Source organism: Burkholderia sp. HI4860, from assembly GCF_002223045.2.
Classification (GTDB): domain Bacteria; phylum Pseudomonadota; class Gammaproteobacteria; order Burkholderiales; family Burkholderiaceae; genus Burkholderia.
This window is the reverse complement of sequence record NZ_NKFO02000003.1, coordinates 1,768,642-1,791,955: the sequence shown is the minus strand read 5'-3', so window position 1 is coordinate 1,791,955 and position 23,314 is coordinate 1,768,642. Positions and strand designations below refer to the sequence as shown.

The window sequence follows — 23,314 nt, the reverse complement described above, 5'->3', positions numbered from 1 at the left end:
GCTATGCAACACACGATGAAAAAGCTGGCAGGCGCGACGTTTGTCGCGGTCATGTCGCTGGCGGGGACGGCCCATGCGGATGACGTGAAGATCGGTTACGCAGGGCCGATGACGGGCGCGCAGGCGCACTACGGCAAGGATATGCAGAACGGGATCGCGCTCGCGATCGAGGATTTCAACGCGACGAGCCCGAAGATCGGCGGCAAGCCGGTGAAGTTCGTGCTCGACACGCAGGACGACCAGGCTGACCCGCGCACCGGCACGACGGTCGCGCAGAAGCTCGTCGACGACGGCATCAAGGGCATGCTCGGCCACTTCAACTCGGGCACGACGATTCCGGCTTCGCGCATCTACGCGAACGCGGGCATTCCGCAGATCGCGATGGCGACCGCACCGGAATACACGCAGCAGGGTTACAAGACGACCTTCCGCATGATGACGTCCGACACGCAGCAGGGCTCGGTGGCCGGCACGTTCGCGTCGAAGGATCTCGGCATGAAGAAGATCGCGATCGTCGACGACCGCACGGCCTACGGCCAGGGTCTCGCCGACCAGTTCGAGAAGGCCGCGAAGGCCGGGGGCGCGACGATCGTCGACCGTGAATTCACGAACGACAAGGCGGTCGACTTCAAGGCGATCCTGACCAAGCTGAAGGCGGCGAAGCCGGATCTCGTCTACTACGGCGGCGCGGATTCGCAGGCGGCACCGATGGTCAAGCAGATGAAGGCGCTCGGCATCACCGCCCCGCTGATGAGCGGCGAAATGGTGAAGACGCCGACGTTCCTGAAGATCGCGGGCAACGCGGCCGACGGCACGATCGCTTCGCTGGCAGGCCTCCCGCTGGAAGAAATGCCGGGCGGCAAGACGTACGCCGACAAGTACAAGAAGCGCTTCGGCGAAGACGTGCAGACGTACTCGCCGTACGCGTACGACGGCGCGATGGCGCTGTTCAACGCGATGAAGAAGGCCGATTCGACCGATCCGGCGAAGTACCTGCCGGTGCTCGCGAAGACCGACATGGCCGGCGTGACGTCGACGCACGTCGCGTATGACGCGAAGGGCGACCTGAAGAACGGCGGCATCACGATGTACAAGGTCGAGAAGGGCGAGTGGAAGCCGCTGAAGAGCATCGGCGGGAAGTAAGCCGCCTTTGATGTGACGCGCAGGCGGCGGCGCATGTCGCCGCCCCGTCGATCATGCGAAAAAGCCACCGGGCCGTCGGGCCGGGTGGCTTTTTCTTTTGCCGCGGTCGCACAAGCGGCTATTCGCGCCGCACGCGCAGCAGGAACTTCTGCAGCTTGCCCGTCGGCGTGCGCGGCAGCGCCTGCGCGAACGTGAATTCGCGCGGGATCTTGTACGCGGCCAGCCGCTCGCCACAGAACGCGCGTAATGCATCCGCGTCGGGCGCGGCGCCCGCGCGCAGCACCACGTGAGCGACGACCGTCTCGCCCCAGTCGGGATGCGGGACGCCGACGACGGCCGCCTCGGCGATGTCCGGGTGCGCGCCGAGCACGTCCTCCACTTCCTTCGAATAGACGTTCTCGCCGCCTGTCACGATCATGTCCTTCAGCCGGTCGACGATGAACAGGTAGCCATCCTGATCGATCCGTGCGATGTCGCCGGTGCGGTACCAGCCGTTCGGCGCGAACGCGGCGCGCGTCGCGGCCGCATCGTCGAGATAGCCGAGCATCATGCTGTCGGTCTTCAGCCAGATCTCGCCGGTCTCGCCCGGTTGCGCGTCGAGGCCGTCCGTCCGCACGACGCGCAGGTCGACGCCCGGGCCGCCGGTGCGGCCGATCGAACCGGCCTTCGCGATCTGCTCGTCCGGATACAGCGTCGTGCCGGCCGGCCCGGCTTCCGTCATGCCGTACACCTGGAAGAACGCGTTGCTGCGATACGCACGCGTGAGACGTTCGGCCTGCGCGGGGCCGATCGGGCCGCCGCCGTACAGCCACGCGCGCACGCTCGACAGGTCGAACGCCGCGAAGCCGTCGACCGTGTCGAGCGGCAGCAGGTACGACACCGGCGCGCCGAAATACAGCGTCACGCGCTCGCGCTCGACGGCCTGCAGGAAGCGCAGCGGATGATATTCGCGCAGCAGCACGACGGTGCCGCCCGCGTACAGCGTGCCGCCGAACCAGTTGTTGAGCGGCGACGAATGCCAGATCGGCATCGCCATCAGCGTGCGCTCGTGGCGGCCGATGCCGGTTGCGAGCGCCGCCTGCATCGCCGCGAGCGTCACGGTGCGGTGGCTGTGCACGCAGCCTTTCGGGTGGCCGGTCGTGCCGGACGTATAGAGGATCTGCGCGATGTCGTCGTCGGCCGGCTCGATGCCCGCGAGGCCGTCCATCGTCGCGCACAGCATGTCGAAGCACGGCACGCCGTCGAGCTCGCCTTCGGTCACGAGCCGCCGCGCGGGATGCACGAGGCGTTCGACCACCGGCGCGAGCGCCACGTCGAACAGCAGCGCCTTGCTGCCGCTGTGTTCGAGCACGTAGTCGACTTCCGGCGCCTGCAGCTTGTGGTTGACCGGCACGAACGTCGCGCCGAGCCGCCACGCGCCGAACATCAGGTCGACGAACGCCGGCGTGTTGAAGCACATCGCGGCGACACGGTCGCCGGCTGCGACGCCGAGCGCGCTCAGCACGGCTGCCGCGCGATGCGAGCGCTCGCGTGCGGCGGCATAGGTGATCGTCGCGGATTCGCTGACGAGGAACGGCTGGTCGGGCGTCGCACGGGCGGCGCGGTCGAGGGCGGCGACGAGGTTCATCGGGACTCCGGGCGGGCGATCGAAGGCGAACTGGGTCGTACCAAGCTGTCAGAAAAGGGCGTCAGGCCGGGTACGCGCGCTGCAGCAGCGCGGCGACGTCGATCGCGTGCGGATCGAAGCCGCCTGCGATGCGGCCCCAGTCGGGCGCGGCGAGCCGCGTCGCGACGAATGCGTTGGCCACGGCCGCCGGCGCATCGCGGCGCAGCAGGCACGCCTGCGCGAGCACCGCGAGCCGCTGCGCGAACACGCGGCCCGACGCCTCGAGCGTGTCGGCCGGCGCCGCGAGCATCGCGCGCAGCGCATCGAGCGCCGTGCGGATGCGCGGTTCGCCCGCGCCGAGATCGGCGAGTTCGGCGAACAGCGCGGCGGCCGCGTCGGGCTCGCGCGATATCGCGCGCAGCACGTCGAGGCACATCACGTTGCCGGAGCCTTCCCAGATCGAGTTGACGGGCGCCTCGCGGAACAGCCGCGCGATCGGGCCGTCGTCGACGTAGCCGTTGCCGCCGAACACTTCCATCACCTCGCCGGTCAGCTCGACCGCGCGCTTGCACACCCAGAATTTCGCGGCGGGCGTGACGATGCGCTTCCACGCGCGTTCGCGCGGCGAGTCGTCGCGCTCGAACGCATCGGCGAGACGCATCGAGAGGGACAGCGCGGCCTCGCTTTCGAGCGCGAGATCGGCAAGCACGGTGCGCATCAGCGGCTGCTCGGCGAGCGCGCGGCCGAACGCATGGCGCTGGCGCGTGTACGCGATCGCCTGCACGACGCCCTGGCGCAGCATCGCCGCGCTGCCGAGCACGCAGTTCAGCCGCGTGGTGGTGGCCATCTCGATGATGGTCGGAATGCCGCGGCCTTCGTCGCCGAGCATGATGCCCCACGCGTCGTTCAGCTCGATCTCGCTGCTCGAGTTGCTGCGGTTGCCGACCTTGTCCTTCAGCCGCTGGATCTCGACCGCGTTCTTGGTGCCGTCCGGCCGCCAGCGCGGCACGTAGAAGCACGACGGGCTGCCGGCTTCGGTGCGTGCGACGACGAGGTGGGCATCGCACATCGGCGCCGAGAAAAACCACTTGTGGCCGCGCAGCCGGTATTCGCCGCTGCGTCCGCCCGCGCCGACGGGGCTCGCGAGCGTCGTGTTCGCGCGCACGTCGGAGCCGCCCTGTTTCTCGGTCATGCCCATGCCGAACCAGATCGAGCGCTTGTCGGCGACCGGCACGTCGCGCGGATCGTAGTCGTTGCTGTAGAGCTTGTCGCGCAGCAGGTCCCACAGCGCGGGCTCCTTCTGCAGCACGGGAATCGCGGCCTGCGTCATCGTCGCCGGGCACAGCGTGCCGGCCTCGATCTGGCCATGCAGGTAGAAGCCGGCCGCGGTCGCGGCCCAGCGGCCGCGGCGCGTGTCGCGGAACGCGAGCGACACGAAGCCTTCGTGGCGGTACTGGCCGAGCAGCGTGTGCCACGCCGGGTGGAAGTCGACGCGGTCGATGCGCCGGCCGCGCCGGTCGAAGGTGTGCAGTTCCGGCGTGTGGCGGTTCGCCTCGTCGGCGAGGCGCGCGGTGTCGGCGCTGCCGAGCCGCGCGCCGTACGCGTCGAGCTGCGGCACGGCCCAGTCGGCGCCCGCGCGGGTGAGCGCATCGCGCAGCGTGATGTCCGTCGCGAAGAGGTTATAGTCGACCAGTTCGTCGAACTGGTTCGTGACGGCGTGAGTCGAGTCGGTCATCGAGGTGTCTCCGGTCTCATGCTGCGCGGGCGGCCGGCGTCATGCCGCACGGATGACGCGTCGGCGCCGGTTCCGGCCCCCGGTAAAACGCATGCCCTGCTGATTTCCAGAGTAGCAAATATGCCGCCGCGACATGTTCAGGTTCCGGCGCCGCCCGGCCAGCCGGCGGCGCAACCCGCGCCCGCCTTGCGCCGCCGGCCGCGCCAGTCGCGCGCGCAGGCGAGTTCCGACGCGCTGCAGCAGGCGTTCGTTCAGCTTTTGCTCGAACGCGGCTACGCGAAGGCGACGATCCGCGAGATCGCGGCGGTCGCGGGCGTGAGCATCGGCACCTTCTACGAATACTTCGGCGACAAGCAGAGCCTCGCGGCGCTCTGCATCCATCGGCACGTACAAGCGATGGCCGACCGGCTGCGCGACGCCATCGCGCGATTGCACGGCGCGCCGCGGGCCCAACTCGCCGCCGCGCTCGTCGACCTGCAGGTCGACGCGATCGGCGCCGACGCGGCGCTGTGGGGCGCGCTGTTCGCGCTGGAGCGGCAGGTGTCGCCGCTCACCGCCTACCGCCGGCATTACGACGCGTACGTCGCGCTGTGGCGCGACGCGCTCGCGCACGCGGCCGATCCGCCGCCGGCCGCACGGCTCGACGGGCTCGCGCGGATGGCGCATACGATCTGCTACGGCGGGCTTTCGCAGGCGTTGCTGACGCTCGGGCCCGCGTTCGACATCGCCGCGCTGCGCGACGAACTGCGGGCCGTGCTGCTCGCCTACCTGGCGGCGGCCGGCCGGTAACGGACCCTAGGGGAAATGCCTGATTCGCATGTCGCCCCGGCAGGCTAGCCTTGCCGCTGCGTACCCCTTCCCACGGGCCATGAGAAAAATGCATGGTCGCCATGACGAACTTTCGATTGTCGACCGATATTGGCTCGGGCTAAATCGTGCGACGGATGCAGGCCGTGCGCGTCGCGCGCGGCCGCCCGAAGGACATCAGAAGGAGGAGTCATGCGAAGCGCGACCGCGCCCCGTTCGAAACTGCCCGACGTCGGGACGACGATCTTCACGGTGATCGGCCAACTGGCTGCCCGGCACGATGCGTTGAACCTGTCGCAGGGGGCGCCGAATTTCGCGCCCGATCCGGCGCTCGTCGAAGGCGTCGCGCGCGCGATGCGCGACGGACACAACCAGTACGCGCCGATGGCCGGCGTCATGGCGCTGCGCGAGCGACTCGCCGAAAAGACCGACGCGCTGTACGGCACGCACTACGATCCGGCGACCGAGATCACGGTGATCGCGAGCGCGAGCGAAGGGCTCTACGCGGCGATCAGCGCGCTCGTGCATCCGGGCGACGAGGTGATCTACTTCGAGCCGTCGTTCGACAGCTATGCGCCGATCGTGCGGCTGCAGGGCGCGACGCCGGTGGCGATCAAGCTGTCGCCCGAGCATTTCCGCGTGAACTGGGACGAAGTCGCCGCGGCGATCAACCCGCGCACGCGGATGATCATCGTCAACACGCCGCACAACCCGACCGCGACGGTGTTTTCCGCCGACGATCTCGAACGGCTCGCGCAGCTCACGCGAGATACCGGCATCGTGATCCTGTCCGACGAGGTCTACGAGCACGTCGTGTTCGACGGCGCGCAGCACCAGAGCATGGCGCGCCATCGCGAGCTGGCCGAGCGCAGCGTGATCGTGTCGTCGTTCGGCAAGTCGTTCCACGTGACGGGCTGGCGGGTCGGCTATTGCCTCGCGCCGGCCGAGCTGATGGACGAGATCCGCAAGGTGCACCAGTTCATGGTGTTCGCGGCCGACACGCCGATGCAGGTCGCGTTCGCGGAGATCCTCGCGCGGCCGGACAGCTATCTCGGCCTGTCGGCGTTCTACCAGGCCAAGCGCGACCTGCTCTCGCGCGAGCTGGCCGATTCGCGTTTCGAGCTGCTGCCGAGCGAAGGCTCGTTCTTCATGCTCGCGCGCTTCCGGCACTTCTCGGACGAAAGCGACAGCGATTTTGTGCTGCGCCTGATCCGCGACGCGCGCGTCGCGACGATTCCGCTGTCGGCGTTCTATACCGACGGCACCGACGCCGGCGTGATCCGGCTCAGTTTCTCGAAGGACGACGCGACACTGATCGAAGGCGCGCGGCGGCTGCGTTCGCTGTAAGGCCCGTACGGAAACCGGCGACGGGCACCCGGCGACGGGACGTCGCACCGACCAGACACAGGAGATCACGATGAAGCACACGGCCACCCTGAAACTCGCGTTCGCACTCGCGTGCGCCATCGGCTCGGGCGCGGCGCTTGCCGACGCGCCGACGCTGCGCTTCGGCCTCGAAGCGCAATACCCGCCGTTCGAATCGAAAGCGCCGAACGGCGACCTGCAGGGCTTCGACATCGACGTCGGCAATGCGGTCTGCCAGACGGCGAAGCTGTCGTGCAAATGGGTCGAGACGTCGTTCGACGGCCTGATTCCCGCGCTGCAGGGCCGCAAGTTCGACGCGATCAACTCGGCGATGAACGCGACCGAGCAGCGGCGCCAGGCGATCGACTTCACGACGATCATCTATCGCGTGCCGACCCAACTGATCGCGCGCACCGGCAGCGGCCTGCTGCCGACGCCGGAATCGCTCAAGGGCAAGCGCGTCGGCGTGCTGCAGGCGTCGATCCAGGAAACCTTCGCGAAGGCGCACTGGGAGCCGGCGGGCGTCGCGGTCGTCGCGTACCAGGACCAGAACCAGGCGTACGCGGACCTCGTGGCCGGCCGTCTCGACGCGACGCTCGTGCTCGCACCGTCCGGCCAGCGCGGCTTCCTGTCGCGTCCGGACGGCAAGGGCTTCTCGTTCGTCGGCCAGCCCGTGCGCGACGACAAGATTCTCGGCAATGGCATCGCATTCGGTCTGCGTAAAGGCGACAGCGCGCTGAAGGCGAAACTCGATGCGGCGATCGACAAGCTGAAGGCGGACGGCACGGTGAAGTCGCTCGGCCTGAAGTATTTCGGCGATATCGACATCTCGGCGAAGTAAGCGGAGCCGCGCGATGCAGAACCGGAACGCGGCCGCGGCGGATGGCGAACAGGGCGGCGGATCGTTGTCGGGTGACGCGATCGAGGCCCTGCTCGTCGCCGAACTGGGCGATGCGCTCGTGACGCGCTCGGTGGATATCGATCCGCGTTACTTCACCGCGTACAACGAGCCGGCCGGCGTGCGGCCGCGTGCGCTGGTGCGACCGCGCAGTGTCGACGACGTGTCGCGCACGCTCGCGCTGTGTGCGCGGCTCGGCCAGCCGGTCGTGCCGCAGGGCGGTTTGACCGGACTCGCGCGCGGTGCGGTCGCGCTCGGCGGCGAGGTGGTGCTGTCGATGGAGCGCTTCGCGGGCATCGAGGCGCTCGACGCGGCGGCCGGCACGATGACGGTACGCGCCGGAACGCCGCTGCAGACGGTGCAGGAAGCCGCGGAAGCGGCGGGTTTCACGTTCGGCGTCGATCTCGGCGCACGCGGCTCATGCCAGATCGGCGGCATGCTCGCGACCAATGCGGGCGGCACGCGCGCGATCCGCTACGGGATGATGCGCGAGCAGGTGCTCGGGCTCGAGGCCGTGCTCGCGGACGGCACGGTCGTGTCGTCGATGAACCGGATGCTGAAGAACAACGCGGGCTACGACCTCAAGCAGCTGTTCATCGGCAGCGAAGGGACGCTCGGCGTCGCCACGCGCGCGGTGCTGCGGCTACATCCGCTGCTGGCCGCGCCGGCCACGGCGCTCTGCCGCGTGCGCGACTACGACGCGGTCGTCGCGCTGTGGAACAGCGTGCGCATGTTGCCGGAGGTCGTCAGTTTCGAGGCGATGTGGCCGGCGTTCTACGACTACGTCGCGCGTCATACGCCGGGTGTTTCGGCGCCGTTCGTCGGCGACGATGGTTTCGCGATCCTGATCGAATGCGCGACGAGCGCGCCGGGCGGCGATGCGCACCAGGTGCTGGAAGCCGGTCTCGCGGCGGGGTTCGACGCAGGGCTCGTGGAGGATGCGGTGCTCGCGACGTCGGAGCGGCAGGCACGTGACTTGTGGACGCTGCGCGAAGGCCTCGCGATCGACGCGTTGCCGCAGCTCGTCAACTTCGACGTGAGCCTGCCGACGGGCGAACTCGGCGCGTTCGCCGAGCGTTGCGAGGCGGCATTGCGGGCGCGCTGGCCGGACCTCACGTGCCTGTTCTTCGGCCATGTCGGCGACGGCAACGTGCATATCGGCGTGTCGCTGGCCGGGATGACCGACACGGACCTCGATGCGCTCGATCACTGCGTGTACGCGGTGGTGCGTGACATGGGCGGCTCGGTGTCGGCCGAGCACGGGATCGGCGTGCTCAAGCGCGCTTATCTCGCGCATACGCGCAGCGACGCGGAAATCGGATTGATGCGACGCCTGAAGGCTGCGCTGGATCCGCTCGGCATCCTGAACCCCGGCAAGGTGCTTTGATCGGGGTGACGCACGTTGCCGGCGGGAGCCGGCCGGCGTAACGCGTCAGCCGTCCACCCAGCGCAGCGCACCGATCTTCAGGTGCTCGACGACGCTGCGCGCCCAGTCGAGTTCGGCATTGAGCAGGACGAGCGCATGCTCGTTCTGCAGCAGGAACAGGCGCGGCACCTGGTCGGCCTGCGCGGTGGCGCGCAGCGTTTCGAGGCGCTCGCGCTCCGCGTCGAGCCGCGTGATTCGAAGCTCGAGCTGGTGGCGGGCATCTTCGGCGTCGAGCAGCGGCAGGAACGCGAGACCGGCGCCGAATGCCGGGAATTCACGCGCGGGTTCCGCGAGCAGCGCATGCAGCCACGCCTGCCCGGCCGTGTGGCCGGCCTCGGTCAGCGCATACAGCGTGCGCTCGGGAAACGCGCCGTCGCGCTCGGTGTCGTGCACGGCGATCAGCCCGTCGCGCAGCAGCCGGTCGATCGTCTGGTAGAGGCTCGTGCGCTGGCGCACGTTGACGACTTCGTCGTACCCGCGCGCCTTCAGCTGCTGCAGCATCCCGTAGGGATGCATCGGCGTTTCGGTGAGCGTCGCGAGGACGGCCAGTGCGAGCGGGGACGGGCGACTGGTGGACATGAATAGTTATTCAATATCTAGTAAGAATATAACTATTCTCAACCAGACTATCATATTTCACAAGGATTTCAGCCGAGGTGTGAGCGCTTCGCGGCCGGGGCGACGGTTTCCATCGTCGCGAGACCATGCACGATGCCGCAATCCTCGACCGAATGCTCGCCGACGCACTGGCGGCGCAATTCGGTGAGCTGGTCGCGCAGATGCGTGAGTTCCGCGAGGCGTGCATCGACGTGTCCGATGTGCTCGTCGAGCAGCGAATTGATCGAATCGCAGGGGTCGGCCGGCGTGTCGGTGAGCTGCAGCAGCGCGCGGATTTCGTCGTGCGCCATGTCGAGCGCGCGGCAGTTGCGGATGAAGCGCAGCCGCTCGACGTGCACGTCGGTGTAGTTGCGGTAGTTCGAGTCGGTGCGCTCCGCATCCGGCATCAGACCCTCTTTCTCGTAGAAACGGATCGTCTCGGGTGTGCAGCGGGCCGCTTTGGCCAGTTCGCCGATCTTCATGACCTTTCTCCCGTGTAAGGGTTGACCTTGTAGTGGCTTCAGGGTGTTAACTCTACACCGTTAGCCATTGAGGAGGTTGTCATGACCGACGCCCAGCGTACCCACGACCCACGACACCGTCATGCCGGCGGCGCCGCTCCGTGCTGCGCCGACGCGCACGATACGGATACGGCGACCGTCGCCGAGGCGGCGCCGACGGCCGGCGAGCACGCGCACGGCGAGGTCGCCGCAGCGCGCGGCGCGCAGTCGCATGCCCACAGCCACGACCATGAACATGATCACGCGCACGCAGGGCGTGACGATGGTCACGTCCACGGCGCCGGTTGCAGCCACGGCAGCGGCAAGGAACACGACCACGACCATGGTCATGACCATGCACACGAGCACGGCGACGGCCATGTCCATGGCACCGCCTGTGCACACGGCAGCGCCGCGCACGACCATGCCGGTCACGACCACGACCACGACCACGACCACGACCACGCGGCCGGCGACTGCTGCGCGCCTGCCGCGCTGACGCTCGCGCCGCTGCCGGTTGCGCAGGCGACCGCGTCGGGTCACGTGCGCTCCGCATTCCGGATCATGCAGATGGACTGCCCGACCGAGGAAACGCTGATCCGCAAGAAGCTCGGCGGCATGAGCGAAGTGTCGGCGCTCGAATTCAACCTGATGCAGCGGATGCTGACGGTCGAGCACGTGCCGGACGCCCAGCCGGCGATCGAAAGCGCGATCCGCTCGCTCGGGATGACGCCCGAGGCGGCAGCGCCCGGCGCACCGGCCGCGCGTGTCGCCGACGCGCCCCCGAAGCCGTGGTGGCCGCTGGCGCTTGCCGGTGTCGCCGCGATCGCATCCGAGGGCGCGACCTGGGCGGGCCTGCCCGTGTGGCTCGCGGCGGCGCTTGCGCTCGCGGCGGTGCTCGCATGCGGGCTCACCACGTACAAGAAGGGCTGGATCGCGATCCGCAACGGCAACCTGAACATCAACGCGCTGATGAGCATTGCGGTGACGGGGGCGATGGCGATCGGCCAATGGCCGGAAGCCGCGATGGTGATGGTGCTGTTCACGATCGCCGAGCTGATCGAAGCGAAGTCGCTCGACCGCGCGCGCAATGCGATCCAGGGCCTGATGCAGCTCGCGCCGGACACCGCGACCGTGCAGGACGCCGACGGGTCGTGGCGCACGATCGAGGCCGCGCAGGTGGCGCTCGGCGCGGTTGTGCGCGTGAAGCCGGGCGAGCGGATCGGGCTGGACGGCGAGGTCGTCGCGGGCCGCTCGACGGTGAACCAGGCGCCGATCACCGGCGAGAGCCTGCCCGTCGACAAGACGACCGGCGACGCCGTGTACGCGGGCACGATCAACGAATCGGGTTCGTTCGACTATCGCGTGACGGCCGTCGCGGCCAACTCGACGCTCGCGCGGATCATCCACGCGGTTGAAGAAGCGCAAGGCGCGAAGGCGCCGACGCAACGCTTCGTCGACCAGTTCGCACGTGTCTACACGCCGATCGTGTTCGCGGTCGCGCTGCTGGTCGCGGTGGTGCCGCCGCTCGTGATGGGCGGTGCATGGCACGACTGGATCTACCGCGCGCTGGTGCTGCTCGTGATCGCGTGCCCGTGCGCGCTGGTGATCTCGACGCCGGTGACGATCGTGTCGGGGCTCGCGGCAGCCGCACGACGCGGGATTCTCGTGAAGGGCGGCGTGTACCTGGAAGAAGGGCGCAAGCTCGCGTGGCTCGCGCTCGACAAGACCGGCACGATCACGCACGGCAAGCCGGTGCAGACCGACTTCGACCTGCACGCGACCGACGCCGATGACGCACGTGTGCGGCACCTCGGCGCGAGCCTCGCGGCGCGCTCCGATCACCCGGTGTCGCAGGCGATCGCCACGGCTGCCCGCGATGCCGGCACGACGGCATTCGCCGATGTGCAGGACTTCGAAGCGATCGTCGGGCGCGGCGTGCAGGGCACGATCGACGGCACGCGCTACTGGCTCGGCAACCACCGGCTCGTCGAGGAACTCGAGCGCTGCTCGACGGCCCTCGAAGCGAAGCTCGACGCGCTCGAGCGGCAGGGCAAGAGCGTCGTGGTGCTGGTCGACGAAGCGCGCGTGCTCGGCATCTTCGCGGTGGCCGACACGATCAAGGACACGAGCCGCGAAGCGATCGCCGATCTGCATGCGCTCGGCATCCGCACCGCGATGCTGACCGGCGACAACCCGCATACCGCGCAGGCGATCGCGCAGCAGGCCGGCATCGACGATGCACGTGGCAACCAGCTGCCGGAAGACAAGCTCGCGGCAGTCGAGGAACTGTCGGCCGGCGGCGCGGGCGCGGTCGGGATGGTCGGCGACGGGATCAACGACGCACCGGCGCTCGCGCGCGCCGACATCGGCTTCGCGATGGGCGCGATGGGCACCGACACGGCGATCGAGACGGCCGACGTCGCGCTGATGGACGACGACCTGCGCAAGATCCCCGCGTTCGTGCGGCTGTCGCGTGCGACGCATCGCGTCCTGGTGCAGAACATCGGCTTCGCGCTCGGCGTGAAGATCGTGTTCCTCGGCCTCACGGTCGCGGGGCTCGGCACGATGTGGATGGCGGTCTTCGCCGACGCGGGCGCAAGCCTGATCGTCGTGGCCAACGGTTTGCGGCTGCTGTCGTCCTCGGGGGCGTTCGGCGGCGCGCAGGCCAAGCGTTGAGGAGCGGGCGATGAGCTTTCTGAAACGAATCCTGGGCGGCCACGGCGGTAGCCATGGCGGCGGGCACGGCAACAACAGCGGTTACGGTAGCGGGCATCACGGCGGGCAGCGCCGGGACGGGCACGGCGGCCACGAGGCGCGCGGCCGCGATCGCCACGGCTGGGGCTGGCAGGCGCCGGCCGACAGTCGAAGCGGGCCGGCCGGCGGCAACGTGCCGCTGACCCAGCTTGCCTGCGCGGGCTGCGGCGCACTCAATGCGGCGGATGCGCGCTTCTGCGCGCAGTGCGGTGCCGCGCAACGCGGCAAGTCCTGCAGCCGCTGCCACTCGGCGCTCGCGGACGACGCGCGGTTCTGCCCCGGGTGCGGGACGCAGGCTGCGTAAGCCGGTTGGTCCGCGCATTCGCGCCGACGGCGTGCGAACGCCGGCCAGCGCGCTTCGTTTCAGGCCGCCGCGCAGGCTTGCGATCAGCGCAGCGGCAGGTAGATCTCGGTGCGCAGGTCGGCCGGCGCCGCATCCATCGGCGTATTGAGGTACAGCTCGAACGGCGGCGCGTCGGCAGCCTCACGGCCCGAGTGACGCAGCCAGTCGCCGTAGAGCCACTGGTAGGCGGTCTTCAGGTCCGCATACGGCCCCGTATGCAGCAGCACCGCGTATTCGCCGCCCGCGACCGTTGCGCGTTCGACCGGCGGTACGGGTTCGACGTCCGGCGCGCCATCGGCCGGCACGAAGCAGGCCCTCGCGCGCAACTGTGCTTCGGGCGTCGTGTCCGGGTCGTCGTAAAAGATCCCGATCATCTTCGCGCCCGGGCCGATCAGCCCGTGCTGCCCGACCCACGCACCGATCCGGGCGAACGCGTCGCCGACCTTCAGGTACGACCCGGTGTGCGCCACTGCATAGCCGTGCAATTCCGGCAGCCGCCGGATCGCCACTTCATGCTTGAACATGTCTTCTTCTCCACGCTGTAACGGATAGATGGGCCGGTGGCGGCCCGTGCGCCGGTGCTGCACGGGCGGCACGCCGTAAGCGTCGCGAAACGCCCGCGCGAACGCATGCGTCGAACCGTAGCCCGCGCGTCGGGCGATTTCGTCGATCGGCCGCGCCGTGCACACGAGATCTTCGGACGCACGCACGATCTGCATCCGCCGCACCGTCAGCACGATCGACTCGCCGTACAGCGCACGATAGACGCGCTGCCAGTGATACGGCGACAGGCACGCGACTTCGGCGAGCCGGTTCAGGTCGAGAGGGCCGTCGAGGTGTGCACGGATGTACTCGTGGACGCGCGCCACGCTCGCTGCGTAGCGAAGCCAGGCGGGCGGGGCGGGTTTCGTTTCGACGGTCATCGCGTGTCCGGGCAGGAACCGACGTCACGGTAGCACGGCCGGATTGGATAAATCTTGCGGAAATGCGTAGGAAACCGATGAATCGCGCCCTTTTTATTTGGGCGAAATAGGGTCTTGCCCCGCGCAGATCTAGAACTAAAGTTAAAGACGGTGAAATCGGGTGATCGCGTCATTTTTCTCGGGTAAGTTGCTCCGTCGGGGCAGCACGTTTTTCGAAGTACGCAGGTAGTTCGTCGATGTTCAATCGCAACACCACGTTTTCGGGAGAAGAAGAAATGGATGCTTCCAGCTTCATCACGTCGCTGCAGACCACGCTAGGGGGGTATCTGCCAAAGATCGCCGGCGCGATCGGCATCCTGGTGATCGGCTGGCTGATCGCCGTCGTGGTGCGGGCCGGCGCGATGCGCCTGCTGAGCGCGCTGAAGGTCGATCAGCGGATCAACGAAAGCACCGGCCAGGGTGCCTGCGTCGAGCGCATCATCGCGGGCGGCCTGTTCTGGCTCGTGCTGCTCGTCACCGCGGTGGGCATCTTCAACGTGCTCAACCTGTACGCGGTGTCCAACCCGTTCTCGCTGCTCGTCACGCACATCGTCAACTACCTGCCGAACCTCATCGGCGGCGCGGCGCTGACGCTGATCGCGTGGCTCATCGCGTCGCTGCTGCGCAGCCTCGCGAACCGCGCGCTGAAGGCGAGCAAGATCGACGACAAGTTGTCCGAAGGCGCCGGCATGCAGCCGATGAGCGGCTATCTCGGCGACGTGCTGTTCTGGCTCGTGATCCTGATGTTCCTGCCGGCGATCCTCGGATCGTTCGCGCTGTCGGGGCTGCTGTCGCCGGTGCAGGGGATGGTCGACAAGCTGCTCGCGATCGTGCCGAACATTTTCGCGGCCGCGGTGATCGGCATCGTCGGCTGGATCGTCGCGCGCGTGCTGCGCGGCCTCGTGACGAACCTGCTCGTCGCCGCCGGCGCCGACCGCCTCACGCAGCGTCTGGACAGCCCGACGCCGGTGCGCGTGTCGAGCCTGGTCGGCACGATCGTCTATGTGTTCGTGTTCGTGCCGACGCTGATCTCCGCGCTCGACGCGCTGAAGATCGACGCGATCTCGGTGCCGGCCACCAACATGCTGAACCAGTTCCTCGGCGCGGTGCCGGACATCGTCGCGGCGATCGTGATCGTGCTCGTGACGTTCTACTTCGCGCGCTTCGTCGCGTCGCTCGCGCAGAAGCTGCTGGAAGCCGCGGGCGCCGACGGGCTGCCGGCCGTGCTCGGCGTCGAGCGCGTGTTCTCGGGGATCCTGCAGCCGTCGGTGCTGGTCGCGCGGCTGATCGTGTTCTTCGCGATGCTGTTCGCGTCGGTCGAAGCGGCGAACCGGCTCGGCTTCTCGCAGGTGCGCGACGTCGTCACGCTGTTCATCGAATTCGGCGGCCACGTGCTGATGGGCGGCGTGATCCTCGTGATCGGCGTGTGGCTCGCGGGCCTCGCGCGCCGCGTGATCGAGCAGGCCGACCGCGAGCACAGCGTGCTGTTCGCGCGCATCGCGCAATTCGCGATCCTGGGCCTCGTGTTCGCGATGGGGCTGCGCGCGATGGGCATCGCCAACGAGATCGTCCAGCTCGCCTTCGGCCTCGTGCTCGGCGCGATCGCGGTGGCGGTGGCGCTGTCGTTCGGCCTCGGCGGCCGCGAAGCGGCCGGCAAGCTGCTCGACCGCTGGTTCAACCAGCGCGGCGGCGGTCAGTAACGCCACCGTCGCGCATCCGTCCGGCCGCGCGGCATGGCCGGTCGGCGCTGCGGCCGCAGGTGGACCCGGCCGGGCGAGAACGGCACGCGACAGCGTCCGCTCGCGCGGCGCCGCCAGCGCCCGGCTGTCGGCGTTCGGCGAAGGCTGCCGCTGTGCCGCCTGCGGCGTGTCGGCTGCGTCACGCGTTCCGTGTCGGCATTTCTGCAAGCGAAATGTCAGCCGCGATCTTTGCCGAATTTCGATAACACGTCGTTTAATGACTCTCTAGCATCGATTCTCAGTCGCGCAGGCCGGCAGGCATGGCGCCTTTGAGGAGAGAGTCCGATGAAAGCAGAGTCGAATGGCCGGCCCGCCGCCGGCGCCAAGTCGTCCGGCCAGCCCGCGCTCCAGCAGACGCTCGGGACCTGGCAACTGTGGGGCATCGCGGTCGGCCTCGTGATTTCCGGCGAGTACTTCGGCTGGAGCTACGGCTGGGCGAGTGCCGGCACGCTGGGCTTCGTCGTCACCGCGCTGTTCGTCGCGGCGATGTACACCACCTTCATTTTCAGTTTCACCGAGCTGACGACGTCGATCCCGCATGCGGGCGGCCCGTTCGCGTATGCGCGCCGGGCGTTCGGCCCGACCGGCGGCTATCTCGCCGGTGCGGCGACACTCGTCGAGTTCGTGTTTGCGCCGCCCGCGATCGCACTCGCGATCGGCGCGTACCTGCACGTGCAGTTCCCCGGCCTCGAGCCCAAGCATGCGGCGATGGGCGCGTATCTCGTGTTCATGGCGCTGAACATCGTCGGCGTGCAGATCGCGGCGACCTTCGAGCTGGTCGTCACGCTGCTCGCGATCTTCGAGCTGCTGGTGTTCATGGGCGTCGTGTCGCCGGGCTTCGCGTGGAGCAACTTCATGAAGGGCGGCTGGTCGGGCGCCGATCATTTCAGCGTGGGCGCGTTCCACGGGATGTTCGCGGCGATCCCGTTCGCGATCTGGTTCTTCCTCGCGATCGAAGGCGTCGCGATGGCCGCCGAGGAAGCGAAGAACCCGAAGCGCTCGATCCCGATCGCGTACGTGGCCGGGATCCTGACCCTCGTTGCACTCGCGATCGGCGTGATGGTGTTCGCCGGCGGCGCGGGCGACTGGACCAAGCTCGCGAACATCAACGATCCGCTGCCGCAGGCGATGAAGTACATCGTCGGCGCGAACAGCGGCTGGATGCACATGCTCGTGTGGCTGGGATTGTTCGGGCTGGTCGCGTCGTTCCACGGGATCATCCTCGGCTATTCGCGCCAGATCTTCGCGCTGGCCCGCGAAGGCTACCTGCCGGAATGGCTCGGGAAGGTGCATCCGCGCTTCAAGACGCCCCATCGCGCGATCCTCGCGGGCGGCGTGGTCGGGATCGCGGCGATCTACAGCGACGAGCTGATCCAGTTCGGCGGCCAGACGCTGACCGCGAATATCGTGACGATGTCGGTATTCGGTGCGATCGTGATGTATATCGTGAGCATGGCGTCGCTGTTCAAGCTGCGCCGCTCGCAGCCGAACATGGCGCGGCCGTTCCGCGCGCCGCTGTACCCGATCTTCCCGGCGTTCGCGATCCTGGCCGCGCTCGTCTGTCTCGGTACGATGGTGTACTTCAACGGGCTGGTCGCGCTGGTGTTCCTCGGCTTCCTCGCGTTCGGCTACGCGTACTTCCTCGCGACGCGTGCGCAGCGTGCGAGTGCGCCGGGCGACGCGCTGCTGGAGGAGTGAGCAGGGTGACGATGAACGGCCGTTCCTGACGGCATCCGGCGCGCCCCGTCGAACGGGCGCGCCGTCGGCTTTTGGCAAGGAGATTCGCAGATGTCCTATACGGAGACGATCGGTCCGCGCACGTACCGTTTCGCGGACCTGAAGACGCTGCTCGCGAAGGCGAGCCCGTTGCGTTCCGGCGACCAGCTCGCCGGGGTCGCGGCGGCGAGCGAGGAGGAGCGCGTCGCCGCGAAGATCGCGCTCGCGGGCGTGCCGCTGAAGGCGTTCCTGAACGAAGCGGTGATCCCGTACGAAGACGACGAGGTCACGCGCCTCATCGTCGACGATCACGACGCGGCTGCCTTCGCGGAAATCTCGCACCTCACCGTCGGCGATTTCCGCAACTGGCTGCTGTCGCCGGCCGCCGACGGCGCGGCGCTCGAACGGATCGCGCCGGGGCTCACGCCCGAGATGGTCGCGGCGGTGTCGAAGCTGATGCGCAACCAGGACCTGATCGCGGCGGCGCGGAAGCGCCGCGTCGTCACGCGCTTTCGCAACACGGTCGGGCTGCCGGGCCGGATGTCGGTGCGGCTGCAGCCGAACCACCCGACCGACGACGTGAAGGGCATCGCCGCGTCGATGCTCGACGGGCTGATGTACGGCTGCGGCGACGCGATGATCGGCATCAACCCGGCCACCGACAGCCTCGCGGCGATCGTGAAGCTGCTCGCGATGATCGACGGCTTCCGCGAACGCTACGGCGTGCCGACGCAGTCGTGCGTGCTCACGCACGTGACCAACACGATCGCGGCGGTCGAGAAGGGTGCGCCGGTCGACCTCGTGTTCCAGTCGATCGCGGGCACCGAGAAGGCGAACGCGAGCTTCGGGATCTCGCTCGCGCTGCTCGGCGAGGCGCGCGAGGCCGCGTTGTCGCTCAAGCGCGGCACGGTCGGCAACAACCTGATGTACTTCGAGACGGGGCAAGGCAGCGCGCTGTCGGCGAACGCGCACTTCGGCGTCGATCAGCAGACCTGCGAAGTGCGCGCCTATGCGGTGGCGCGCAAGTTCGACCCGTTCCTCGTGAACACGGTGGTCGGCTTCATCGGGCCGGAATACCTGTACGACGGCAAGCAGATCATCCGCGCGGGGCTCGAGGATCACTTCTGCGGGAAGCTGCTCGGCGTGCCGATGGGCTGCGACATCTGTTACACGAACCACGCAGAAGCCGACTCGGACGACATGGATACGCTGCTGACGCTGCTCGGTGCGGCCGGCATCAACTTCATCATGGGAATTCCGGGCGCGGACGACGTGATGCTGAACTACCAGAGCACGTCGTTCCACGACCAGCTGTACGTGCGCGAGGTGCTCGGCCTGCGCCGCGCGCCGGAATTCGAGGAGTGGCTGGAGACGATGGAGATCGCCGACGCGCACGGTGCGTTGCGCGCCGCGACGTCGCGCGTGCCGCTGCTCGCGGGTGCGAACGACTGGATGGGGATTTCGGCATGAGCGACGCCGTCGAAAAGAACCCGTGGGCACAGCTGAAGTCGTTCACGAACGCGCGGATCGCGCTCGGCCGCGCGGGCAACAGCCTGCCGACCGCGCCGCTGCTGGCGTTCAACCTGTCGCATGCGCAGGCGCGCGACGCGGTGCACCAGCCGCTCGACGCGGACGCGCTGCGGCGCGAGCTCGACGCGGCCGGCTTCGCGACGCTCGGCGTGCAGAGCGCGGCGCCCGATCGCCAGCATTACCTGCGCCGGCCCGACCTCGGCCGCAAGCTGTCGGATGAAGGGCGCGCGCTGCTGGTGGCGCACGGCGACGCGGTGAGCGGCGACGGGCCCGACGTCGTGTTCGTGGTCGGCGACGGGCTGTCGGCGTTCGCGGCCGCGAAGCAGGCGCTGCCGTTGCTGCAGGCCGTGCGGCCGCGGCTCGATGCGGATGGCTGGCGGATCGGCCCGGTGGTGGTCGCGACGCAGGCGCGCGTCGCGCTCGGCGACGAGATCGGCGAATTGCTGCGCGCGAAGGTCGTCGCGATGCTGATCGGCGAACGGCCGGGGCTCAGCTCGCCGGACAGCCTCGGCGTGTACCTGACGTGGGCGCCGAAGGTCGGCTGCCACGATGCATTGCGTAACTGCATCTCGAACGTGCGGCCTGAAGGGCTGCCGTACGCGGGAGCCGCGCACAAGCTGCATTACCTGATGACGCACGCGCGCCGGCTCGGGCTGACGGGCGTCGGGCTGAAGGACGACAGCGATGCGTTGCTGCCGCAGGCGGAGGCGGAGCGGATCGGGGTGGATTGAAAAACCCCATGCGCGGGCCGCCGCGTGGCGGTGTTCGAGCCTTTCGAGCCGTTCGAGCGGCCTGATGGGCGCCTATCTGAACAGCCGCTCGCACAGAAAATCGACGAACACGCGCAGCTTCGGCGACAGCTGTCGGCTCGACGGCCACACGATCGAGAATTGCCCCGGTGCGATCCGGTAGTCGTCTAGCACGGTGACGAGTGCGCCGTGCTCCAGCGCGTCACGCGCAAGGAAGTCGGGCATGTAGCCGATGCCGAGCCCCGCGAGCACGGTGCCGCGCAGGGCTTCCATGTTGTTGCAGGTCAGCGCGGTGCGCAGCTTCAGCGGCGTGCCGTCGTCGGCCGCGAGCGCCCAGTCCTGCAGCTTGCCGGTGGTCGGGAAGCAGTAGCGCACGCATTCGTGCGCTTCGAGATCGCGCGGCGTGCGCGGCGTGCCGGCCTGCGCGAGATACGCGGGCGTCGCGCACAGCACGAACGCGAACGGGCCGAGCCGCCGTGACATCAGGCTCGAATCCGATAGCGGGCCGCTGCGGATCACCGCATCGAAGCCGCCTTCGACGACGTCCACCATCCGGTCGTTGAAATCGAGATCGAGTTCGACGTCCGGGTAGCGCTGCCGGAATTCGGGCAGCACCGGCAGCAGGAACCGGTAGCCGATCACCGGCAGGCTCACGCGCAGCTTGCCGCGCGGGCGCTGCGCGGAGGCCGTCACGGTCGCTTCCGCGTCGCGAAAATCCTCGAGGATCCGCTGGCAGCGTTCGTAGAAGTGCCGCCCTTCTTCGGTGAGCGTGACGCGCCGCGTGGTGCGGTTGAACAGCCGCACGCCGAGCGACTGCTCGAGTTTCGCGATCGTCTTGCCGACCGCCGACGCCGAGATGCCGAGCGCGCGGCCGGCCGCGACGAAGCTCAATGCTTCCGCAGTGCGAACGAAGGCGACGATGCCGGTCAGGTTGTCCATCGAGTCGAAGGCGTGCGTCGACGCACGTGGTCGAGTGAATTGCGGAATTTTAGTCCGTTATATGCGGAGCTTTGCGTGGTTTTTCACGGATTGAATCGGATTTATCTTCTGTCGCTCTGACGGCGCATCCGCGCCGGCTTTTCGAGGAGCGATGATGGATCACCCTTTTTCAGCCGCTTCGGACCCGTCGGCACGCCGGCGCGCATGGGTGCTGGCCGCCGTCTGCTTGGCCGCCGTCGCGCTGCCGCTGTCGTTTTCGGGCGGTGCGGTCGCGACGCCCGCGATCGGCCGCGACCTGCACGGCGGGACGGTCGCGATGAACTGGATCACCAACGCGTTCATGCTCGCGTTCGGCAGCTTCCTGATGGCGGCCGGCGCGCTGGCCGACCAGTTCGGCCGCAAGCGCCTGTTCGCGAGCGGCGTCGGCGGCTTCACGCTGATGTCGGTCGCGCTCGCGTTCGCGCCGTCGATGCTCGCGGTCGACCTGTTGCGCGCCGCGCAAGGGCTCGCGGCGGCCGCGGCGCTCGCGGGCGGCACGGCCGCGCTCGCGCAGGAGTTCGACGGCGCGGCGCGCACGCGCGCATTCAGCCTGCTCGGCACGACCTTCGGCGTCGGGCTCGCGTTCGGGCCCGTGCTGGCCGGCGCGCTGATCGGGCATCACGGCTGGCGCGCGATCTTCGTGACGAGTGCGGTGGCCGGCGGGTTGTCGCTCGTAGTCGGGCTGCCGCGCATGCACGAGTCGCGCGACCCGCATGCGACGGGGCTCGACTGGCCCGGCACGGCCGCGTTCACCACCGCGCTGACGCTGTTCACGTTCGGCGTGATCGAGGCGCCCGCGCGCGGCTGGTCGAGCCCGCTGGTGATCGCGCTGCTGGCAGGCGCGGCGCTCGGCGCGTGGGCGTTCGTCGCGATCGAGACGCGCGTCGCGCGGCCGATGCTCGACCTGTCGCTGTTCCGGATCGCGCGCTTCGTCGGCGTGCAGGTGCTGCCGGTGTCGACCTGCTGCTGCTACATCGTGCTGCTCGTCGTGCTGCCGCTGCGCTTCATCGGCATCGACGGCTTCAGCGAGATCGACGCCGGCTGGCTGATGCTCGCGATTTCCGCGCCGATGCTGATCGTGCCGTTCATCGCGGCGACGCTCACGCGCTGGCTGTCGGCCGGCGTGATCTCGGGGTTCGGGCTCCTGATCGCGGCAGCCGGGCTCGTGTGGCTGGGCATTGCGCTGCGCGGCGGCGCGGGGGCTGCGGCGATCGCGCCGATGGTGACGATCGGCGTCGGCGCCGGGATGCCGTGGGGGCTGATGGACGGGCTGTCGGTGAGCGTCGTGCCGAAGGAGCGCGCGGGGATGGCGACGGGAATCTTCAGCACGACGCGCGTGGCCGGCGAAGGGATCGCGCTCGCGATCGTGGGTGCGCTGCTGGCCGGGCTGGCGCGGACGGGGTTGACGCAGGCGGCGGGTGCCGCCGGCACGCCCGACGCGACGCTGCATGCGGCGGCGCGGCTCGCGACCGGTGATCTTGCGGGCGCGGCGGTTGCGTTGCCGGGTGTCGGGCATGCGGCGCTGCTCGCGAGTTACACGCATGCGTTCGATCGGTTGTTGATCGGGCTGGCGGTCGTGACGGTGCTGTGTGCGGGGGTGGTGTTTGCGTTTCTTGGCGGGCGACAGGCGGCGACTGAAACGGATGACGACACCGACGAGCACGCGCACACCGACGTGCCGGTGCGCAGCCGGATCGAACCGGCTTGTGCGGAGACGCCCACGCGTTGAGCCGCGCGGCGTCGCGCACGGTCGCGCCGGCCACGGCGGCGGGCGCGTCGTCCTGGTTCGTCATCGCCGCATTCGTACGCTGACGCTCCGCCTTGCCCCTCAAGCCAGCACCAGCGGCGGCAGCGTCGCATCCGCCCGTGCCTGCGCATGCTCCACCTCAACCACGACATAGCGCCGCGCATCGGGCCACAAATGCGCACGGCTGCCCGCCTCCTCGTCGATCGTCGCGCGGCCCTGCACGAGCCAGGTCGTCTGCCGCACGAAGTCGACGAACAGCAGCGCGACGGCCGGGTTCACCAGCAGGTTGCCGATCGTGTTGAACAGGTTGTTGCCCGCGAAGTCGGGCAGCACGAGCGTGCGGCGGTCGGGCAGGTCGACGAGCGGCTCGAACGAGCCGTCCGCGCGTGGCTGGCGGCCGCGGTACGAGCAGTCGCTGTTGCCGGCCGCGTCGGCGGTCGCGACGATCAGGAACGCCTGTTCGCGGATGAACGCGATGGCGTCGTCGGTCAGGGGGCCGCGGTCGTTCATGGTGTCGGTCGGCGCACACGCCGCTTCATGGGAATGCGAAGGGCGCACGCAAGCGACATGCCACGCGGCACGGCCTGCTTCCGCGCGCAGCTGCGCCCGCGCACTGTGGAGATTTCGAACACCGCTCCGGCGCGCTGCGCAACCAGGCTGTTCAGAATCGGCACACCCGCCATGCTGCGTCGGTGAACACGGCACGGTGCGCACGC

19 protein-coding genes are annotated in these 23,314 nt (G+C 68.9%); 12 read left to right on the top strand and 7 right to left on the bottom strand.

The features are described 5' to 3' along the window. Nucleotides 1-3 precede the first annotated feature (3 nt). Nucleotides 4-1,143 (top strand): branched-chain amino acid ABC transporter substrate-binding protein, encoded by a 1,140-nt coding sequence (locus CFB34_RS23590; protein ID WP_089438928.1) that lies wholly within the window; start codon nt 4-6, stop codon nt 1,141-1,143. A 118-nt stretch (nt 1,144-1,261) separates the two neighbouring features. On the opposite strand, the gene CFB34_RS23585 is transcribed toward CFB34_RS23590, so the two are convergent. Both CFB34_RS23585 and CFB34_RS23580 read right to left on the bottom strand, forming a co-directional pair. Beyond that, complete coding sequence (locus CFB34_RS23585) at nt 1,262-2,770, bottom strand: AMP-binding protein (RefSeq protein ID WP_089438929.1); 1,509 nt, start codon at nt 2,768-2,770, stop codon at nt 1,262-1,264. 61 nt (nt 2,771-2,831) lie between these two features. Next, nucleotides 2,832-4,484 (bottom strand): acyl-CoA dehydrogenase family protein, encoded by a 1,653-nt coding sequence (locus CFB34_RS23580; RefSeq protein ID WP_089438930.1) that lies wholly within the window; start codon nt 4,482-4,484, stop codon nt 2,832-2,834. Nucleotides 4,485-4,604: 120 nt separating this feature from the next. Here CFB34_RS23580 and CFB34_RS23575 point away from each other — a divergent pair, with 120 nt between their 5' ends. The 4 genes from CFB34_RS23575 to CFB34_RS23560 all read left to right on the top strand — a co-directional run bounded on the left by CFB34_RS23575 (nt 4,605) and on the right by CFB34_RS23560 (nt 8,941). Beyond that, a complete protein-coding gene (locus CFB34_RS23575; RefSeq protein ID WP_089438931.1) occupies nt 4,605-5,273 on the top strand; it encodes a TetR/AcrR family transcriptional regulator in 669 nt (222 codons plus the stop codon). Nucleotides 5,274-5,483: 210 nt separating this feature from the next. Beyond that, complete coding sequence (locus CFB34_RS23570; RefSeq protein WP_089438932.1) at nt 5,484-6,638, top strand: pyridoxal phosphate-dependent aminotransferase; 1,155 nt, start codon at nt 5,484-5,486, stop codon at nt 6,636-6,638. A 70-nt stretch (nt 6,639-6,708) separates the two neighbouring features. Further along, nucleotides 6,709-7,497, top strand: coding sequence for an ABC transporter substrate-binding protein (locus CFB34_RS23565; RefSeq protein ID WP_089438933.1), 789 nt, complete (start codon nt 6,709-6,711; stop codon nt 7,495-7,497). Nucleotides 7,498-7,510: 13 nt separating this feature from the next. Continuing rightward, nucleotides 7,511-8,941, top strand: a complete 1,431-nt coding sequence (locus CFB34_RS23560) for an FAD-binding oxidoreductase (protein ID WP_089438934.1) — start codon at nt 7,511-7,513, stop codon at nt 8,939-8,941. Nucleotides 8,942-8,986: 45 nt separating this feature from the next. Here the strand turns inward: CFB34_RS23560 and CFB34_RS23555 are convergent, their stop codons facing one another. Together CFB34_RS23555 and cadR are read right to left on the bottom strand one after the other, a co-directional pair. After that, the gene (locus CFB34_RS23555) at nt 8,987-9,559 is read right to left on the bottom strand and encodes a PadR family transcriptional regulator (protein WP_089424169.1); all 573 of its coding nucleotides are present in this window, start codon (nt 9,557-9,559) and stop codon (nt 8,987-8,989) included. Between the two features lie 68 nt (nt 9,560-9,627). After that, nucleotides 9,628-10,059 (bottom strand): Cd(II)/Pb(II)-responsive transcriptional regulator, encoded by a 432-nt coding sequence (gene cadR / locus CFB34_RS23550; protein ID WP_011350541.1) that lies wholly within the window; start codon nt 10,057-10,059, stop codon nt 9,628-9,630. 81 nt (nt 10,060-10,140) lie between these two features. On the opposite strand from cadR, the gene CFB34_RS23540 reads away from it, so the two are divergent. Further along, nucleotides 10,141-12,756 carry a heavy metal translocating P-type ATPase gene (locus tag CFB34_RS23540; RefSeq protein ID WP_089438935.1) on the top strand — a complete coding sequence of 872 codons (2,616 nt, stop codon included), beginning with the start codon at nt 10,141-10,143 and terminating at the stop codon, nt 12,754-12,756. 10 nt (nt 12,757-12,766) lie between these two features. Further along, complete coding sequence (locus CFB34_RS23535) at nt 12,767-13,138, top strand: zinc ribbon domain-containing protein (protein ID WP_089438936.1); 372 nt, start codon at nt 12,767-12,769, stop codon at nt 13,136-13,138. Between the two features lie 83 nt (nt 13,139-13,221). Here the strand turns inward: CFB34_RS23535 and CFB34_RS23530 are convergent, their stop codons facing one another. Continuing rightward, on the bottom strand, nt 13,222-14,100 hold the full coding sequence (locus CFB34_RS23530; protein WP_089438937.1) for an AraC family transcriptional regulator: 879 nt from the start codon (nt 14,098-14,100) through the stop codon (nt 13,222-13,224). 275 nt (nt 14,101-14,375) lie between these two features. Between CFB34_RS23530 and CFB34_RS23525 the strand changes: the two genes are divergently transcribed. The 4 genes from CFB34_RS23525 to eutC all read left to right on the top strand — a co-directional run bounded on the left by CFB34_RS23525 (nt 14,376) and on the right by eutC (nt 19,855). Continuing rightward, entirely contained in the window at nt 14,376-15,839 is a 1,464-nt protein-coding gene (locus CFB34_RS23525; protein WP_089438938.1) for a mechanosensitive ion channel, read from the top strand. Nucleotides 15,840-16,163: 324 nt separating this feature from the next. Further along, nucleotides 16,164-17,576 carry an ethanolamine permease gene (gene eat, locus CFB34_RS23520; protein ID WP_089438939.1) on the top strand — a complete coding sequence of 471 codons (1,413 nt, stop codon included), beginning with the start codon at nt 16,164-16,166 and terminating at the stop codon, nt 17,574-17,576. 90 nt (nt 17,577-17,666) lie between these two features. After that, nucleotides 17,667-19,064 carry an ethanolamine ammonia-lyase subunit EutB gene (locus CFB34_RS23515; protein WP_089438940.1) on the top strand — a complete coding sequence of 466 codons (1,398 nt, stop codon included), beginning with the start codon at nt 17,667-17,669 and terminating at the stop codon, nt 19,062-19,064. Then, nucleotides 19,061-19,855 carry an ethanolamine ammonia-lyase subunit EutC gene (eutC, locus tag CFB34_RS23510; protein ID WP_089438941.1) on the top strand — a complete coding sequence of 265 codons (795 nt, stop codon included), beginning with the start codon at nt 19,061-19,063 and terminating at the stop codon, nt 19,853-19,855. Before CFB34_RS23515 ends, eutC begins: the two co-directional genes overlap by 4 nt. Nucleotides 19,856-19,927: 72 nt before the next feature. Here the strand turns inward: eutC and CFB34_RS23505 are convergent, their stop codons facing one another. Then, entirely contained in the window at nt 19,928-20,812 is an 885-nt protein-coding gene (locus tag CFB34_RS23505) for a LysR family transcriptional regulator (protein WP_039351377.1), read from the bottom strand. Between the two features lie 154 nt (nt 20,813-20,966). Here CFB34_RS23505 and CFB34_RS23500 point away from each other — a divergent pair, with 154 nt between their 5' ends. Then, the gene (locus tag CFB34_RS23500) at nt 20,967-22,580 is read left to right on the top strand and encodes an MFS transporter (RefSeq protein WP_089438942.1); all 1,614 of its coding nucleotides are present in this window, start codon (nt 20,967-20,969) and stop codon (nt 22,578-22,580) included. 99 nt (nt 22,581-22,679) lie between these two features. On the opposite strand, the gene CFB34_RS23495 is transcribed toward CFB34_RS23500, so the two are convergent. Then, the gene (locus tag CFB34_RS23495) at nt 22,680-23,108 is read right to left on the bottom strand and encodes a pyridoxamine 5'-phosphate oxidase family protein (RefSeq protein WP_089438943.1); all 429 of its coding nucleotides are present in this window, start codon (nt 23,106-23,108) and stop codon (nt 22,680-22,682) included. Nucleotides 23,109-23,314: the final 206 nt, after the last annotated feature.